This is a genomic window from Lederbergia graminis (assembly GCF_042655485.1).
Classification (GTDB): domain Bacteria; phylum Bacillota; class Bacilli; order Bacillales; family Bacillaceae_C; genus Lederbergia; species Lederbergia graminis.
In genome coordinates this window covers 55,933-71,645 of the sequence record NZ_JBHSMC010000014.1, presented here as the reverse complement: position 1 = coordinate 71,645, position 15,713 = coordinate 55,933, and the positions used below count along the sequence as shown (strand labels likewise).

16 protein-coding genes are annotated in these 15,713 nt (G+C 35.9%); 6 read left to right on the top strand and 10 right to left on the bottom strand.

Going from position 1 to position 15,713, the window contains the following annotated elements:
- Positions 1-157: 157 nt before the first annotated feature.
- On the bottom strand, positions 158-1,024 hold the full coding sequence (locus tag ACFPM4_RS10520; RefSeq protein ID WP_382351153.1) for a helix-turn-helix domain-containing protein: 867 nt from the start codon (positions 1,022-1,024) through the stop codon (positions 158-160).
- 141 nt (positions 1,025-1,165) lie between these two features.
- Between ACFPM4_RS10520 and ACFPM4_RS10515 the strand changes: the two genes are divergently transcribed.
- Complete coding sequence (locus ACFPM4_RS10515) at positions 1,166-2,428, top strand: alpha-galactosidase (RefSeq protein ID WP_382351150.1); 1,263 nt, start codon at positions 1,166-1,168, stop codon at positions 2,426-2,428.
- A gap of 51 nt (positions 2,429-2,479) precedes the next feature.
- Here the strand turns inward: ACFPM4_RS10515 and ACFPM4_RS10510 are convergent, their stop codons facing one another.
- From ACFPM4_RS10510 to ACFPM4_RS10495, 4 genes are all read right to left on the bottom strand, one after another.
- On the bottom strand, positions 2,480-2,686 hold the full coding sequence (locus ACFPM4_RS10510) for a DUF5957 family protein (protein WP_382351147.1): 207 nt from the start codon (positions 2,684-2,686) through the stop codon (positions 2,480-2,482).
- A gap of 1 nt (position 2,687) precedes the next feature.
- Complete coding sequence (locus ACFPM4_RS10505; RefSeq protein WP_382351144.1) at positions 2,688-3,101, bottom strand: DUF6220 domain-containing protein; 414 nt, start codon at positions 3,099-3,101, stop codon at positions 2,688-2,690.
- A 325-nt stretch (positions 3,102-3,426) separates the two neighbouring features.
- Positions 3,427-4,110 carry a response regulator transcription factor gene (locus tag ACFPM4_RS10500; RefSeq protein ID WP_382351141.1) on the bottom strand — a complete coding sequence of 228 codons (684 nt, stop codon included), beginning with the start codon at positions 4,108-4,110 and terminating at the stop codon, positions 3,427-3,429.
- Positions 4,107-5,177, bottom strand: a complete 1,071-nt coding sequence (locus ACFPM4_RS10495) for a sensor histidine kinase (protein ID WP_382351138.1) — start codon at positions 5,175-5,177, stop codon at positions 4,107-4,109. The genes ACFPM4_RS10500 and ACFPM4_RS10495 overlap by 4 nt, the downstream gene beginning before the upstream one ends.
- A gap of 191 nt (positions 5,178-5,368) precedes the next feature.
- Between ACFPM4_RS10495 and ACFPM4_RS10490 the strand changes: the two genes are divergently transcribed.
- Positions 5,369-6,211, top strand: coding sequence for an aldo/keto reductase (locus ACFPM4_RS10490; RefSeq protein ID WP_382352041.1), 843 nt, complete (start codon positions 5,369-5,371; stop codon positions 6,209-6,211).
- A 104-nt stretch (positions 6,212-6,315) separates the two neighbouring features.
- Complete coding sequence (locus ACFPM4_RS10485; protein ID WP_382351135.1) at positions 6,316-7,161, top strand: hypothetical protein; 846 nt, start codon at positions 6,316-6,318, stop codon at positions 7,159-7,161.
- Here the strand turns inward: ACFPM4_RS10485 and ACFPM4_RS10480 are convergent.
- The gene (locus ACFPM4_RS10480; protein ID WP_382351132.1) at positions 7,151-7,918 is read right to left on the bottom strand and encodes a TerC family protein; all 768 of its coding nucleotides are present in this window, start codon (positions 7,916-7,918) and stop codon (positions 7,151-7,153) included. The genes ACFPM4_RS10485 and ACFPM4_RS10480 overlap by 11 nt on opposite strands.
- Before the next feature lie 518 nt (positions 7,919-8,436).
- Here ACFPM4_RS10480 and ACFPM4_RS10475 point away from each other — a divergent pair.
- From ACFPM4_RS10475 to ACFPM4_RS10465, 3 genes are all read left to right on the top strand, one after another.
- The gene (locus ACFPM4_RS10475) at positions 8,437-9,348 is read left to right on the top strand and encodes a peptidase U32 family protein (protein ID WP_382351129.1); all 912 of its coding nucleotides are present in this window, start codon (positions 8,437-8,439) and stop codon (positions 9,346-9,348) included.
- A 13-nt stretch (positions 9,349-9,361) separates the two neighbouring features.
- Positions 9,362-10,594 (top strand): peptidase U32 family protein, encoded by a 1,233-nt coding sequence (locus tag ACFPM4_RS10470; RefSeq protein WP_382351126.1) that lies wholly within the window; start codon positions 9,362-9,364, stop codon positions 10,592-10,594.
- Positions 10,595-10,715: 121 nt separating this feature from the next.
- Positions 10,716-11,978, top strand: coding sequence for an MFS transporter (locus ACFPM4_RS10465; protein WP_144922811.1), 1,263 nt, complete (start codon positions 10,716-10,718; stop codon positions 11,976-11,978).
- Positions 11,979-12,008: 30 nt separating this feature from the next.
- Here the strand turns inward: ACFPM4_RS10465 and ACFPM4_RS10460 are convergent, their stop codons facing one another.
- The 4 genes from ACFPM4_RS10460 to ACFPM4_RS10445 form a co-directional block, all read right to left on the bottom strand.
- Positions 12,009-12,974: a DUF3994 domain-containing protein gene (locus tag ACFPM4_RS10460; RefSeq protein ID WP_382351122.1), complete on the bottom strand. Its 966-nt coding sequence runs from the start codon at positions 12,972-12,974 to the stop codon at positions 12,009-12,011.
- Between the two features lie 120 nt (positions 12,975-13,094).
- Positions 13,095-13,997 (bottom strand): sensor histidine kinase, encoded by a 903-nt coding sequence (locus ACFPM4_RS10455; protein WP_144922817.1) that lies wholly within the window; start codon positions 13,995-13,997, stop codon positions 13,095-13,097.
- 17 nt (positions 13,998-14,014) lie between these two features.
- Positions 14,015-14,782 (bottom strand): ABC transporter permease, encoded by a 768-nt coding sequence (locus ACFPM4_RS10450; RefSeq protein ID WP_382351118.1) that lies wholly within the window; start codon positions 14,780-14,782, stop codon positions 14,015-14,017.
- The gene (locus ACFPM4_RS10445) at positions 14,775-15,701 is read right to left on the bottom strand and encodes an ABC transporter ATP-binding protein (RefSeq protein ID WP_382351115.1); all 927 of its coding nucleotides are present in this window, start codon (positions 15,699-15,701) and stop codon (positions 14,775-14,777) included. Before ACFPM4_RS10445 ends, ACFPM4_RS10450 begins: the two co-directional genes overlap by 8 nt.
- Between the last annotated feature and the right edge of the window lie 12 nt (positions 15,702-15,713).

Here is a 15,713-nt window from a genome sequence, read left to right as displayed (position 1 = left end):
CTTTTGTAAAGTATACGCTACTGCCTAGCGCTTTTCGATTAGATACATGTAAATTGGTTAGAAAGGCCGAGAATCAACTTAGCAATTATCACCTTCTATAAGAAGAAAGTCTTATAGATGTCCGTATAAAAGGCATCTACATGGAAGATTTTTTGAATTATTCCCTAAAAAACTTAAAGCTTTCTGTATCTACTTCTTGTAGAAAAGCATATTTTTCCCTATACTCACGTGGACTAACACCTTGTGTTTTTTCAAAAACATAATAGAAATGCTGCCGACTATTAAAACCAACTTCAAAGGCAATATCCATGATCGAGAGCTTAGAATTCCGTAGCAAATGTTTTGCTTTATTAATCCGTAACTGATTTTTATATTCCACTAATCCTAAGTGTACTTGCTGCTTGAATATCTTTTGTAAATAAGATTTGTGAATACCGACATGTTTAGCTACATCCACTATGCTCGGGTCCTCATCTAAATAATGTTGTATGTACTCTTGTGCTTTTCGTACATAAGATATGCTGGTGTGCGCTCCCTCATAGCTACGAGCCAATTCAATTAACATTTTAGCTAATAACAAATGAATGATATAAGAGTTATGATGAGGACTATTCATCTCTAATTCTAGTATCAACTCTTTTAGAGCATAATCCAGCTTACCGTTGTCTTTTATCACTAAAAAATCTTTAAGTACCACAAATAAATCACGTACTATTCCTACCCGTTTAATTAACTCGGAAAAATTGAGCATTAGCTTTTCATTTGAGATGAACCGAAACTCAACATTAATAATTTCACAAGGATTACCTTCCTTCACAATTAACCGATGAGGAATATTCCGATCAATAAAAATACATTCACCTTTTGATAAAATGCTAGAATCACCTTTCACGTCCACATAGCATCCACCATTCACCACATACATTAACTCGAAACTATTATGTTGGTGATACTCCATATGATAAAAATCGAACTTTAAACTATAGTATGCATCAACTGTTATGTAATCATATTTTGAAGCCATGAAGGTCTCCTCCAAAAAAATGCGTCTTTTTATGACATATGCTTACTTAATGATTTTTCATTTTACACATGACTTTCCTATTAAATATAGAATATATGACAGTAGCTTACATGAAAAGTATAGAAAGGAATGAATTATTATATGTCATTTTTAGATTTTGCAAAAACACCACCAATGGGTTGGAATAGTTGGGACAGTTACGGGGCATCCGTTACAGAAGCAGAAGTTAAAGGAAACGCCGATTATATGGCAAAAAATATGAAAGAGTTTGGTTGGGAATATATAGTTGTCGATATTCAATGGTCTGAGCCTACTGCAGATTCTACAAGATACCATCCTTTCGTTCCACTCTGTATGGACGAGTATTCACGGTTAATTCCTGCCGAAAACAGATTTCCTAGTTCAGCTAACGGAAAAGGCTTCAAAGAATTAGGTGACTATATTCATAGCTTAGGTTTAAAATTCGGGATTCATATTATGCGAGGTATTCCTAGACAAGCAGTCCATCAAAACACGGCCCTTAAAGGAACAGATAAGCGAGCTCGGGATATTGCACTGAACAATATTTGCCCATGGAACTCCGATATGTATGGTGTCAATGTAGATATGCCTGAAGGACAGCTATACTATGATTCATTATTAGAGTTATATGCTTCTTGGGGTGTAGACTTTATTAAGGTCGATGATATTGCGGATTCAAAACTTTACAAAAGTGCACACCATAAAGAAATAGCAGCTATTCGCAAAGCAATTGATAAAACAGGCAGAGAAATTGTATTATCCTTGTCGCCAGGACCAGCTGCAATTGGAGATGGTGCTTTTCTTCAAGATAATGCGAATATGTGGCGGATGACGGATGATTTCTGGGATCATTGGAGATCTTTATACGCAATGTTTGAACGGGCAGCTAAATGGGCTCCATTTGTTCGACCAGGTAACTGGCCAGATTGCGATATGTTACCACTAGGACATATTGGTATTAGAGCTGTTGATGGTGGTGGTGGCGATAACTGGACTCGTTTTACACACGACGAACAAATTACTTTAATGTCTTTATGGACGATCATGCAGTCACCATTAATGTTCGGCGGGGAATTAACTGACTTAGACCCATGGACGTTAAAATTAATAACGAATGAACAAGTATTAAAAATGTATAAGGAACTGAATTACCAACGTCAAGTGTACCGGGATCGTACATGGGTTGTTTGGAAAGCAAAGAGTGAAACAGATCAGTACGTTGCTATATTCAATACATCCGATGAAGAAAAGCAAGTCGATGCGAGCATAATGAGTAACATCGTACCGCTCGAAGAAGAAGTACTAAACCTTTGGGAAAACGAAAAAATCACCCTATCCAATCAAACACTACCTGCACACGGAGCATTACTAATTAAATTATAATTCTGAATTGTTTAGGAGTTGTGTGGGTGCCAGGCACCCACACAACTCACATCATTGGTTTTCAAATTTCACTCTTCCTTTATGGTCGACAATTGGTAGTATAATCGCACAGAGAATTGCTGTGTAGTACGATAAATATTTAATTCCGATTGGTTCATTAAATATGGTCATGCCGATAATTCCAATCATACTGGACAAAGCTATTCCTATCACAAATCCACCTATTAAACCGATAATAATTGCTAAAAATATTCTCATTTTATTCCTCTCCCTTTTTTATAAACATTAATTTAATTGTTTTCTTTATACCTTGATACGAGATTATAAATAATAAAATCGCTAGTACAGGATGAAGCGCACCTAGCCACCGGATAGAAGCAGTAATGTTGGCTGTAAAATACATCCCAAACACCCCCACCAGTAAGCCAAAAATATTCCAGTACGCCCATCGTGGTAGCTTACCTATAAATGCAAACAATAATAAAAATAGTGGAATATTAAACCCTACTAAATGAATGAGTGTCGTGTGCCTTGACCAATTGATTGGATCTACAAAAATCGCTAAACCAGCGAGAAAGAATTGAGTCACGACAGTTAAGAAGAAAACACTCAGCAAGATAAAATATATGATTCGTCCAAATTGATTTCCTTTTGAAACCATGTGCTTATTCATTTTTTTCAACTCCTTGTTATCTCTATCACTGTCTATAGATTACTCTCCCTTTCTAAACTACCTCTTAGCTATTTCTTAAAAAATTATTAAGTAACTCTAAAAAAATAGCTCTGTTAAACTCTGTTGTTGATTTTCGCTCCTGTACACTCGCTTTCCGCGGGCACGGCCTCAGCTAACTTGGCAAAGAATACCGCTTTGCCAAGTGGATCTTTGGCTCGTGCTGTTCCCGCAGGATTCTCGTGTACATCCGCTACAATCAACTAAGTTTTTAACAACAATGAACTTTAACAGAGCCAAAAAAATAAAAAGCCCACGAAAAGTGGACTTATTTAAAGCGGTAACCAACACCCCATATTGTTTCGATAAATTCAGGTTTGGAGGGATCTTGTTCTATTTTCTCTCTAATTTTTCGAATATGGACAGTTACAGTCGTTATATCTCCTATCGAATCAATTCCCCATATTCGTTCAAATAAATGTTCTTTACTAAAGACTTTATTTGGATGTAATGCTAAGAAGGTTAATAAATCAAACTCCTTTGCTGTTAGAATTTTTTCTTCACCATTTAAAAATACTCTCCTTGACTCCTGATCAATACACAATCCTTTTACTTGAATTTCCTGCTTTGGCTGATTTCGATTGACTAGTCGTTCATACCTTGCCAAGTGTGCCTTTACACGAGCTACTAGTTCATTCGGATTAAATGGTTTTTCAATATAATCATCTGCACCACGATCAAATCCTCTAATGATATCAATATCTTCTTTTCTTGCTGTTACCATTAAAATCGGAATATCTTTTACTTTCCGTATCTGTTTGCAAATTTCAAATCCATCAATTCCTGGTAACATTAAATCAAGTAATATTAAATCATATTCCTGAGTAATAGCTTTTTGAAGCCCTTGTTCTCCTGTCGTAACAATATCACTTTCAAAGCCATTTACTTCAAGATAATCCCTTTCTAATTCAGCAATACTTTCTTCATCTTCAATGATTAATATTTTCTTCATTCATTTTCACCTGCTTTAGGAAGTGTAAAAAACACACTCGTACCTATTCCCTCTTCACTTTCAGCCCACACTTCACCGTTATGTCCCTCCATAATTTGTTTTACAATAGCTAAACCAATTCCACTTCCACCTGTTGATGAATTCCTAGAATTATCTGTACGGTAAAATTGTTCAAAAATACGAGAGATGGATTGTTGATCAATGCCACTTCCATTATCTTTTATTTGCACTTTGACAAAATTTTGCTCTGATTTTAGAAAAATGTTAATTTCTGGTCTATCTTTGTTCATGTATTTTAAACTATTTTCAATTATATTAGTAATCACCCGATTTATTTTATCTCGATCCGCTTTTATGATGTACTTTTTATCTTCCTCCACATGAAAATGGACGGATCCACCTTTGTCTTCCATGTCAAAACGGAGTTCCTCCATAAAATCCTCTAAATACGACCTCAAATCCATATTTTCAAAGTGAAAAGGTACTTTTTTCAAATCTAGCTTTGAATACATAAATAGTTCTTCAATCATATGATCGAGGGTATTTGCTTTGGAATAAATAGTATCCATATACTTCTCCATTTTTTCTGGGGTATTTGCAACGCCATCCCTAATACCATCTACATATCCTTTTATGGAAGTAATAGGGGTTTTTAAATCATGAGAAATACTCGTTATTAACTCTTTCCGATTATTTTCATATTGTTGATTCAGTTCTTCCGTCTGCTTTAGCCTTTTTCGCATCGTTTCAAACATAAGAGCTAATTGGCTAATTTCATCCTTCCCTTTTACAGTAAGCTCAAAGTTCAAATTTCCCTCTGATATTTTATTCGCTGCCTCTGATAATTGTTGAATCGGCTTAATGATACTCCTTGCTACGAAATATGTTAATAAACCATTCGTTATAACTAATACAACTAGCATCCCAATAAACCTTAGGCGCAAAAACAGTTCAAAATGTTCTCCTTCTGTATCACCATTAAAAGCAACGAATAGCAAATAACCCATAATTATTTCGATGAAAAAAAATGCTATTACGGGTATTACGATCATGGCGATATTAGACATCAGCAGTCGTTTTTTTATAGACACATCTATCACTACCCTCTCACATTTAGCCAGGTACTATTATGATAGGGTAATATTAACAGAATCAAATATAATTATTAAGTTTTTCTTAATTTCACTAACAGCATGATTCAGGAAGTTAGTTCCTATTTATGGTAACCTTTTAGTAAATGAGAGGAGTGATTTTGTTGATGAATACATCTATTCCAGAAATGACCCTTAATGACGGCTATACTATACCAGCGATAGGGCTAGGAACATATAGCATGAAGGGAAATGCGGGAGCTACTGCTATTAAACATGCCATTGATATCGGTTATCGTTTAATTGACTCAGCTTACAATTATGAAAATGAAGGAACTGTTGGTGAGGCGATACGAAGGAGTTCAATTCCACGAGATCAATTAACGATTACTTCCAAGTTACCAGGACGGTATCATTCCTATGATAAAGCAGTGACAACCATCCAAGAGTCCTTATACCGTGCAAATCTAGATTATTATGATTTATACATTATTCATTGGCCAAATCCAAAGCAAGATCTTTATGTGGAGGCATGGCAAGCATTGATTGATGCGAGGAAATGGGGATTGATTCGTTCCATTGGTGTTAGCAATTTCTTACCGGAACATCTGGAACGCTTAGAGAAAGAAACAGGGGTAATGCCTAGCATCAATCAAATAGAATTACACCCATTCTTTAATCAAGAACAACAAAGAAAATGGCATCAAGAAAATAATATCGTCACACAATCATGGAGTCCATTAGCTAGAGCAAATGCCATTCTCGAAAATGAGATAATTCAAGGGATAGCTGAACGACATCATAAAACAGTAACACAAGTTGTTTTGCGTTGGCATTACCAGCTTGGAGCAGTATCCATACCAAAATCAGCGACTCCTTCTAGACAACTTGAAAATATATCAATTTTTGATTTTGCACTAGATGAAAATGAAATGCATCAAATAAATGAATTAACACGTATAGAAGGAAGAATAAACAACCAAAACCCGGCCACATATGAAGAATATTAAGAATAGTGTGGGTGCCTGGCACCCACACTATTCTACATAAACAGTATATTTTTTGTACATATTACATATACAAGGAAAATTTACCTTATGAATTGAAAGGGTGAATGGTTATTCCGAACTTTCTTCCATTCCTTGCGCTCGTGGTTATTAGCATCATAATCTTTATCATTTCATGGGTAAAAGCTTCCAATAAAAGGGTTGTCCCATTTTTCCTATGCATCATTGGATTAATTTTTTTGTTCGAGTATGTGATTTTGGTTATTTTCAAAAGTTATGAGTATTATCCAGAAATATTTAGTAACAACTACTTTGACAATATTCTCGGCGCAAATATATCAAATGGATTCATTGTACCATCTGTTGCGGTATTGATAGCAGTATTCAACTTAGGTTTTTGGTGGATTATATTCATCATCCTTGGTTTTGCATGTATAGAAGAGTTATTTTTACATCTTGATATATATCAACATTTTTGGTGGAAAACAATCTATACCTCTATTGGCTTGTTGATCAACTTCTATCTTGGCAAATGGATATGGCGTTTGATTCAAAACCATCTTGACTGGTTTCAACTACGTTTTTCCATACTTTATTTCACTAATGTTGCCATCCAAGGCACATTGACTTTTTACTTAGCTGCATTGTTCGAACTGTTTATTTTCAATGTTAATTGGTTTGAAGATCCAATAAGAGGACATTTTGCTTTCATCACTTTATACTTTTTCATCGATTCGATTATTTATAGTTTACTCGTTGTTAAAAGGGTCCATTGGTTTTGGCAGGCCCTGTTCATTTTTAGCCTATTTTGTATTAACTATTGGTTTTATCACATCGGCATACTTAAGCTGTCTAACAGCTGGGTTCTCGGCTTAATTTTTGGCATCCAAGTAATCGAATTATTTATACTAAAATACATGAACAAACTTTTACTGCAAGTTCCTAGTCAATAGCATTCTTTTTATTGCTAGGTGCAAACCAACCTAATAATGCGATAGCTACCAATACACCGTAAAAGATTAATGTCCAAGTAGTACCATGAGGAAAATCATGATCCAAGACAGCAATATCCTCATGGGCAAGAGTAATTACTGCTAGTTTTACTCCTACCCAGGCAACAATTGCATAAGCAGTTGTTTCCAATGCTGGTCGTTTTGCAAGTAGCTGTACAAACCAAGTTGCAGCAAATTTTATTAAGATAAGACCTGCAACTCCGCCTAAGAGCACAACGATAAATTTACCACCATCCATGCCACCAAAATCGCCTAGTGGTGAGTCTGGTAGACCTAGTGCAAGAGCAACCGCAGCTAATATGGAGTCAATTGCAAAAGCAAGGTCAGCTAATGCGATTTTACCTACTGTAGGCCAAAAACCTTTACCAGCAGCTTCTTTTTCTTCTTCTTCATGAGGCTTCTCTTTTCCTTTACCTAATCGTCCTTGAATAATGTGCTTTAATCCAAGGTAAAGTAAATATGCAGCTCCTATCGCTTGTATCTGCCAAACATTTGCAATGAAAGAAATTGCAAAAAGAGCGATGAATCTAAAAGCAAAAGCCATCATAATCCCGTAATTAATCGCTTTCTTTTTCTGATCTTCTGGTAAATGTTTTGCGATGACTGCTAAGACAAGGGCATTGTCTGCTGATAATAATCCTTCTAGTCCAATTAATATCAACAATGCCCAACCATATTCGAGCAAAATTGAATCCATCAAATCTCTCCAATCTCTTATATAAAAACTCTGTTCAATTTTAGAGTATACTGTTTAGCACGTTGTAATTCTAGATAATAATTGTAAAAAAATATATTATTACATAACTTCAGTAGAGTATTGTTGTTTAATTTATACCATTTCAAATGAATATTAATCATCATTATGACAATATAAGCAATTTCCTCTATTCATTTAGTAGGGAGAAAGCTTGCCAATGAACACCCATGAGGAAAAAAATTCAACAAGCATCATTTTGCAAAAACCATCTTATCCCAACCGCCATATTGAATATTCAATATGGCCTTTTACTATGCTTATACCCATAACAAGTCCTACCAATCCAACCCACTACAAGTGACAAAAATCACATTAAAAAAACACAAATTATGATAGCTTAAACCTGTGTGCCAGGCACCTAGAATATTCCGAATTGTTTTGGTGCCTGGCACCAGAAATATTCTGAATTGTATTGGAGTTGTTCGGGTGCCTGGCACCATGATTGAGGAGGTATTGGAATGGTTGAGTTGATTGTGACTGCTGAGTCGGTTGAGCAAGCGAAGGCTTTGGTCATGGCCGGTGTTGATACTTTATATATTGGGGAAGATGAATTTGGTTTGAGGCTGCCTACATCATTTTCGCGGGAAGAAATAATCGCAATTACTGATTTTGCACATGAACAAAATAAACGCGTTTGTGTGGCAGTGAATGGATTAATACATAACGATAGGATTGAAAAAGTTGTTCCATACCTGCATTTTTTACAGGAAATAGGAGTTGACGAAATTACGGTTGGCGACCCTGGGGTTATTCATTTACTTCAAAAATACCATCTAAAAATTCCATACATTTATGATGGGCATACATTGGTTACAAGTGCAAAACAGGTGAACTTTTGGGCAAAACGTGGAGCCCTCGGTGCTGTTCTAGCAAGAGAAATTACATTTGAGGAATTAAAAGCAATCGGAGCACAAGTGACAGTTCCTGTTGAAATATTAGTATATGGTGCTACTTGTATCCATCATTCAAAACGGCCGCTCGTGAAAAATTATTTTAATTTCACAAAAACAGAAGAACCATCAAAAAGTCTCTTTATATCAGAACCTAAGCAACCAGACACACACTATTCTATTTATGAAGATATGAATGGAACGCATATATTTGCAACAAATGATATAAATCTTATGCCACACTTAACGGATTTAACAGAAGCTGGGATCACACAATGGAAGCTCGATGGAATTTTTACTCGTGGAGAAGCGTTTGTTGAAATTGCTGAACTTTTTGTACAAGCAAAACAAGCTATACAGAATGGCAAGTGGTCAACAGACTTCATGCAGCGTTTAAACGATCGACTTATCACTCTTCATCCAAAGGAAAGATCGTTGGACGAAGGGTTTTTCTTAAAGAATCCAGAGGATGTTCAATAGTGAGGGGATAATAATGAGGAAGATAATGAAAAAACCAGAAGTTTTAGCTCCTGCAGGAACACTAGAAAAATTAAAAACCGCAATAATCTATGGTGCAGATGCTGTTTATATTGGTGGTAATCAATACGGACTACGAAGCCGCGCTGGCAATTTTACGTTCGATGAGATGCGTGAAGGAGTAGCATTTGCCAAAAAACATCATGCTAAAGTATATGTAGCAGCAAATATGGTAACACACGAAGGCGATGAAGATGGTGCTGGTGAATTTTTTAAAACACTAAGAGATATTGGTATTAACGCAGTGATTGTTTCTGACCCTGCCCTTATAGAAATATGCGCGATGGAAGCACCGGGATTGCCAATCCATTTATCGACACAAGCTTCTGCCACTAATTATGAGACTCTAAACTTTTGGCATTCTGAAGGACTAGAACGTGTTGTTTTAGCGCGAGAAGTAAGCATGGAAGAAATTAAAGAAATTCGTCAAAAAACGGATGTAGAAATTGAAGCGTTTATTCACGGTGCAATGTGTATATCCTATTCTGGTCGTTGCACATTATCGAACCATATGTCTGCGCGTGATGCCAATCGGGGTGGATGCTCACAATCATGTCGTTGGAAATACGGTCTATTTGAAATGCCTTTGCCAGATGTACGGAATTCGGTACTAGCTGGTGAACCTGAAGAAGCCTTTTCCATGAGTGCAGTTGATATGTCGATGATCCGTCATATTCCTGATCTAGTAGAGAATGGCATAGATAGTTTGAAAATTGAAGGACGTATGAAATCGATACATTATGTTTCAACTGTCACTAACGTCTACCGCCAAGCAATTGATACTTACTGCAATGATCCTGATAACTATGAATTCCAACAAGAATGGGAAGACGAGCTCTGGAAAGTAGCCCAGCGTGAATTAGCAGTTGGATTCTATTATGGGACACCAACAGAAGAAGAGCAGTTATTTGGAGAACGTCGAAAAATACCAGCATATACCTTCATTGGCCAAGTGTTAGATTATAATGAAGAAACACAAATAGCCACAATACAACAACGAAATAATTTTGGAATCGGGGACGACATTGAATTTTATGGCCCTGGATTTACACATCTATATCAAACAATTGATTCCTTATGGGATGAAGATGGAAACCCTATAGACCGTGCTCCAAGGGCCATGATGACAGTGAAAATGAAAGTCAATGCTCCCGTAAAACCATTTGACATGATACGAAAAAGAAAATAAAACAGGTGCCTGGCACCAAAACAAGATAGGATGGAAATATAAGCCATGCCTATCTTTTTTATTTCTTTCGTTTAATTAAGGAGTATACTATATAGGAGTTTATTGTACAGGAGAATTATGGATGGAAAAACAAAATAGTAGGTATAGGTGGGTTGTTTTTGCGACGGTATTATTTACATATTTCTTAATCGTAACGCAAAGAACAGCTCCTGGTTTAATTACAAATCAATTGATGTCAGACTTTCAAGTTACTGCTTCTACGATTGGTTTGCTCACAAGCATTCAATTTTTAGCTTATGCTAGCTTACAAATTCCAATTGGAATTTTGTCTGATCGGTATGGTCCAAACTTATTTTTAATTATCGGGACATTACTGAATGGGATAGGAACGTTAATATATAGTATGGCACCAAATGAATATGTACTACTTGTCGCTAGATTATTAGTAGGAATTGGCGATGCGACCATTTGGGTTAACTTAGTATTAATTTTAAGCCAATGGTTCAAGGTAAAGGAGTTTATTGGATTACTTGGGCTAGCTGGAATGTCTGGGAGTCTTGGTTTCTTAATGGCGACCGTTCCTTTTTCGCTATGGATAGACTTAACAGGTTGGAGAGCAAGCTTTTTTACAGTAGGAATCATCTTATGTCTTTGTGGCTGTCTCCTTTATTTCGTGTTAGTCAGAAAGCCAAAACAATTTATTCCTAATTACCAAGTTATTGCTGTCGATACTTCAGATGGCAATCGCGAAAAAACTTTTGTATTATTGAAGCGTATTTTTTCTAACCGGCAAGCATGGGCAACATTTTTCTGCCATTTTGGACTAGTAGGTACATATGTTGGATTTATCGGCTCATGGGCGGTTCCGTATGGAATGCATGTATATGACATGTCTCGTTCTAATGCAAGTCAGCTAATTATGATTGGACTTGTAGGCGCCCTTATTGGTGCACCTTTAACAACATGGATTTCAGGCCGTTTAGGATCTATTAAACGCCCTTACGTTACTGTACATGTCATTATTTTTATCAGCTGGGTTGTCTTATTTTTATTTGAAGGCAAACCACCATTTTACCTACTTCTTATTCTTTTTTTATTGATTGGCTATGGGAATGGAGCAAGTTCTCTAACATTTGCGGTCGTGCGCAAGTCTTTTGATCTGAAGGTCGTTGGCGTTGTGTCAGGGTTTGCAAATACCGGAGGATTTTTAAGTGCAGTACTGCTACCAAGCATTTTTGGAAAAGTATTAGACCATTTTCAACATGAACCAAGCATTGTGGGCTATCATTATGGTCTCATCATCCCTGCAATTTTTTCTTTAATTGGCTTAATCGGAGGGGTTCTAATAAAAGAACAGCCTCAAGAAGAAACACAAGCAGCATAATGGGGGCTTATTTAGGCCCCCATCTGCTTTCTAGTTTTCTACCTTATCATCTAAATTTTGATAGGCAAAGGTAGCCATTGATTCTAAGTCAAAAAGTTGAATGCCTTTCTCGTCATAGCGCTGGAGCTCCATCGTCATTTTTTCACGATACTCGCCTATTTTTAATTTCTCCCCATTATTATAACGTGCATCATGATGAAAAGTGAGAATGCCCTTAATATAATTCCACTCCCAAGAACCTTCAAATGCATTATCTTTGCTAGGGAATTGCCCATTTCCGTATCCCTCATAACTTCCATCTGCATGCAATACAATACTGATATTAGGTGATCCATCCTCATTCAAGAATCCCCAATGACCAATTAATTCTTTTCCATCCTTTGAAACATTCATCAGAACACTATCACGATCAATTCCAGCATTTAAGTCTAAATCCTTCAAATCCTGAGAATCAATTGTACCGTCACTGCCTTCAACTGGAAGTGGATTATTAATCGAGAGTAAACGGAAAGCATAATTCCAATAGTCTTGGCCAGTTTGTAGATGATCTAAACCTTTAATGTCGAGTTGACCGTCCCTTTTCTCTACGGATTCTTCAAATAAATCTAATGCTTTATGGTACTCCTCTATTGCAGCCGAAGGCGCTTCTCCTATTTCTTTATAATCATCTGGGGGTGCAATCATAGCAATTTCATTCAATACCTTTCGAATGTCATTTATTTTTTCAGAAGACTGTTTGCTCCACTCCTCCTCATCTGTTCCTGGAGTTTGACGAACTTCTCCATATGCTTTGATTGCTGCAGAAAACTCAGAACGTAATCTTACTGCTTCTGTTGTATAATCTTCAAATGACAATTGCTTTACATCTTCATTTTGTTCAGTTGTTTTCGATGATTTATCTGCTTTCGATTTGTTTTCCTTATTACCACTTGTACAGCCACTTAGAAGTACCATAAAAATGATTAATCCAAAAATCCATTTTGCTTTTACTTTCATGCCTTCATCTCCAGTATTTTATGATGTTCCTTTATCATACTAGAGATTGTGACAAATATTACATAGTTAAAACGGCTCAAAAACAAATAGGAGCGAAATCCTATAGACTCCGCTCCCTTTTTATACTTTCCACTCACATGTTATGGCTAATTTACCATCCTTTAATGTTGCAGTCACTTTACCATTCATCTTTTGCATGAAGCTTTTCACGATGGATAAGCCTAAACCAGTACTTTTTCCTGAACGTGATGGATCCGCCTTATAAAAACGATCGAAAAAGTGATCGACATCGTGTTCTGTTAAACGATAAGCATCATTCATAACCTCTAACCTCACTGTAGATGCTCCTTCTTGAAGGGAAATGCTAATGTTTCCATCTGAATGATTTATTGCATTGGAAATTAGATTCTCAATAATCCTCGTTACAGCAGATTTATCGGCATTGATGATCACATCATTCTCCGGCATCTGAATTTCCGGCTCCCAACCTCTTTCATTAAATCGATCAAAAAAGCTCATAAGCACATCAATTATTAAGTTCTTCATACTAAAGCTTTCCGATTTAAGCTGGTATTCAGTAGACTCAATAAGTGAAAGCTCGAAGAAATCATGTAATAATGCTTCAAGCCTTTTCGCCCGTTCCTTTGCAATTGAAATATATTCCATCCGTTTCGATTTAGGTGTATCTTCAGATTCAGCCAATTGAATATATCCTAAAATAGATGTTAAAGGAGTTCTTAAATCATGAGACATATTCGTAATCGTTTGCTTTAATTCCGTTTCAAAACGGATTCTGTCTCTTTTTTCATTCATATGCAAATCTATTAGCTCATTAATCTCTACTCCCATTGCTTCCATATTCTTATCTAAAAGTGCCATGTCTAGCTTTTTATTTGTGCTTTGCTTATTATAGTTACGTAATTGCTCACTCATTTTTTTTACTTCTTTCTTAAAAACGAGTAAACGAATGAAAAAGTATATTGCAGCAATGATAGAGATTACACCTAAAGATAGAAATAGCATGTTTTTTCACCATCTTATTATTTGACTTCTTTTTTACTAAATACCATTAGTCCACATGATAAAAGGATGATGAATGTTAATAAGGCTATGATAATTGCTTTCATTATTTCACCACTCGTCATTGAACTCTCAAAAACCGCACTGAATTGATAAAAGATGGAGTTCTTATATATAGTTCCGACAATCGGTAGTTCCGGTGCCATCTCGATAACGTACATAACGATTGTAAAAATTATAGAGAAAATGATTGTTTTACCATTATCTTGAGTCACAATTGCTAAAATAACAAGTATTGCTGTATATCCCATAAATTGAAGCATAAATAATCCGTAAGCTCTAAATAAATACATCATACTAGAAGTAGTAAATATTTCTCCATGTCCTAGTAAAAAAATCTCTATTACTGCTGTTAAAATTGGAATCATAATCGTTACTATCATTGACCCTAAAGTGAAGACAATGTATTTCGATAGATAAATATGACTTCTTTTACTGCCACTTAGTATTTGATTTTTTATTACACTACTATGTGAGAATTCATTCGATATATAAAACCCTGCCAATGGACTAATGATAAGATTGAAAAAAATAGGGGCAGTAAATGTAGAGATAGCGTTAAACTCTTTTAAATTTGCATGCTCAAAAGGAGTTCCACTCATATGCCACCAATCAATAATCACTAAATAATGGAGCAAGGCACTTACACATGCAATCGTTAATATAATTGTCCAAAAGGCTCTATTCCTTTGTAATTTGTAAAATTCTGTTCTGAGTTGATTAATCATGTGCCTGAACCCCTCCTATAAGCTTTGAAAAATAGTTTTCTAGGCTATCCCCACTTAGAGATAAATGTTCAATCACAAGATTGTTATCCGTAAGTGTGCGAGACACTTTCCGCACATCATCTAAATAGCGATAAAGCTTAATCGTACCATCTGACAGCACTTCAAAATCTTTCGTTAATAATTGGGATTCTAAAACTGTCGTACCTTTTGTTGTTTGATCCACTTTTATTCGTAAATGTTGCTTACATTTTTCATCTAACTCTTTTGCTGAGAGCTCCTCTAACAGCTTTCCTTCATGAATAATCCCATAGCTAGTAGCTAATTGATGAAGCTCACTTAAAATATGACTGGATATAAGAATCGTTAGCCCCTTTTCACGATTGAGTTTCTTAATTAGTTCTCTTAATTCCACGATTCCCATTGGATCCAGCCCATTTGTTGGTTCATCAAGAATTAAAAATTCGGGATCACTTAATAACGCAATCGCTAAACCAAGTCTTTGTTTCATACCGAGCGAGAAATTTTTTGCCTTCTTCTTACCCGTATTCGTGAGGCCGACAAATTCCAGTGTTTTGTTTATACATTCCTTCCCCGGAATACCTTTTTGCAAGCGATGGACTTCTAAATTCTCATATGCAGTCATATTTGGGAATAAAGCTGGACTTTCAATAATTGCTCCTGTTCTTTTCTGTGCGTCTGTTAACATTCGTGGATTATCCTCACCAAATAACTCCACAGATCCAGCTGTAGGAAAAGAAAGTCCAGTAATAATTCGTAATAAAGTTGATTTACCAGCCCCGTTTTGGCCAATAAACCCATATATCTCTCCTTTTTTAATAGATAAATTTATGTCATGAAGTGCAGTGGTGTTTTTAAACTTTTTAGAAAGATTATAGGTTCTTAATATATATTCACTCATTCAAGTTACCTC

Excerpts from the sequence above, each read along its gene's own strand:
- ACFPM4_RS10455 (WP_144922817.1), bottom strand. The coding sequence starts at position 13,997 with ATGCTATTTCTATCTTTAGGTGTAATCTCTATCATTGCTGCAATATAC.
- ACFPM4_RS10510 (WP_382351147.1), bottom strand. The coding sequence starts at position 2,686 with ATGAGAATATTTTTAGCAATTATTATCGGTTTAATAGGTGGATTTGTG.
- ACFPM4_RS10460 (WP_382351122.1), bottom strand. The coding sequence starts at position 12,974 with ATGAAAGTAAAAGCAAAATGGATTTTTGGATTAATCATTTTTATGGTA.
- ACFPM4_RS10445 (WP_382351115.1), bottom strand. The coding sequence starts at position 15,701 with ATGAGTGAATATATATTAAGAACCTATAATCTTTCTAAAAAGTTTAAA.
- ACFPM4_RS10465 (WP_144922811.1), top strand. The coding sequence starts at position 10,716 with ATGGAAAAACAAAATAGTAGGTATAGGTGGGTTGTTTTTGCGACGGTA.
- ACFPM4_RS10505 (WP_382351144.1), bottom strand. The coding sequence starts at position 3,101 with ATGAATAAGCACATGGTTTCAAAAGGAAATCAATTTGGACGAATCATA.
- ACFPM4_RS10490 (WP_382352041.1), top strand. The coding sequence starts at position 5,369 with ATGAATACATCTATTCCAGAAATGACCCTTAATGACGGCTATACTATA.
- ACFPM4_RS10500 (WP_382351141.1), bottom strand. The coding sequence starts at position 4,110 with ATGAAGAAAATATTAATCATTGAAGATGAAGAAAGTATTGCTGAATTA.
- ACFPM4_RS10495 (WP_382351138.1), bottom strand. The coding sequence starts at position 5,177 with ATGTCTAATATCGCCATGATCGTAATACCCGTAATAGCATTTTTTTTC.
- ACFPM4_RS10470 (WP_382351126.1), top strand. The coding sequence starts at position 9,362 with ATGAGGAAGATAATGAAAAAACCAGAAGTTTTAGCTCCTGCAGGAACA.
- ACFPM4_RS10480 (WP_382351132.1), bottom strand. The coding sequence starts at position 7,918 with ATGGATTCAATTTTGCTCGAATATGGTTGGGCATTGTTGATATTAATT.
- ACFPM4_RS10475 (WP_382351129.1), top strand. The coding sequence starts at position 8,437 with ATGGTTGAGTTGATTGTGACTGCTGAGTCGGTTGAGCAAGCGAAGGCT.
- ACFPM4_RS10450 (WP_382351118.1), bottom strand. The coding sequence starts at position 14,782 with ATGATTAATCAACTCAGAACAGAATTTTACAAATTACAAAGGAATAGA.
- ACFPM4_RS10515 (WP_382351150.1), top strand. The coding sequence starts at position 1,166 with ATGTCATTTTTAGATTTTGCAAAAACACCACCAATGGGTTGGAATAGT.
- ACFPM4_RS10485 (WP_382351135.1), top strand. The coding sequence starts at position 6,316 with ATGGTTATTCCGAACTTTCTTCCATTCCTTGCGCTCGTGGTTATTAGC.
- ACFPM4_RS10520 (WP_382351153.1), bottom strand. The coding sequence starts at position 1,024 with ATGGCTTCAAAATATGATTACATAACAGTTGATGCATACTATAGTTTA.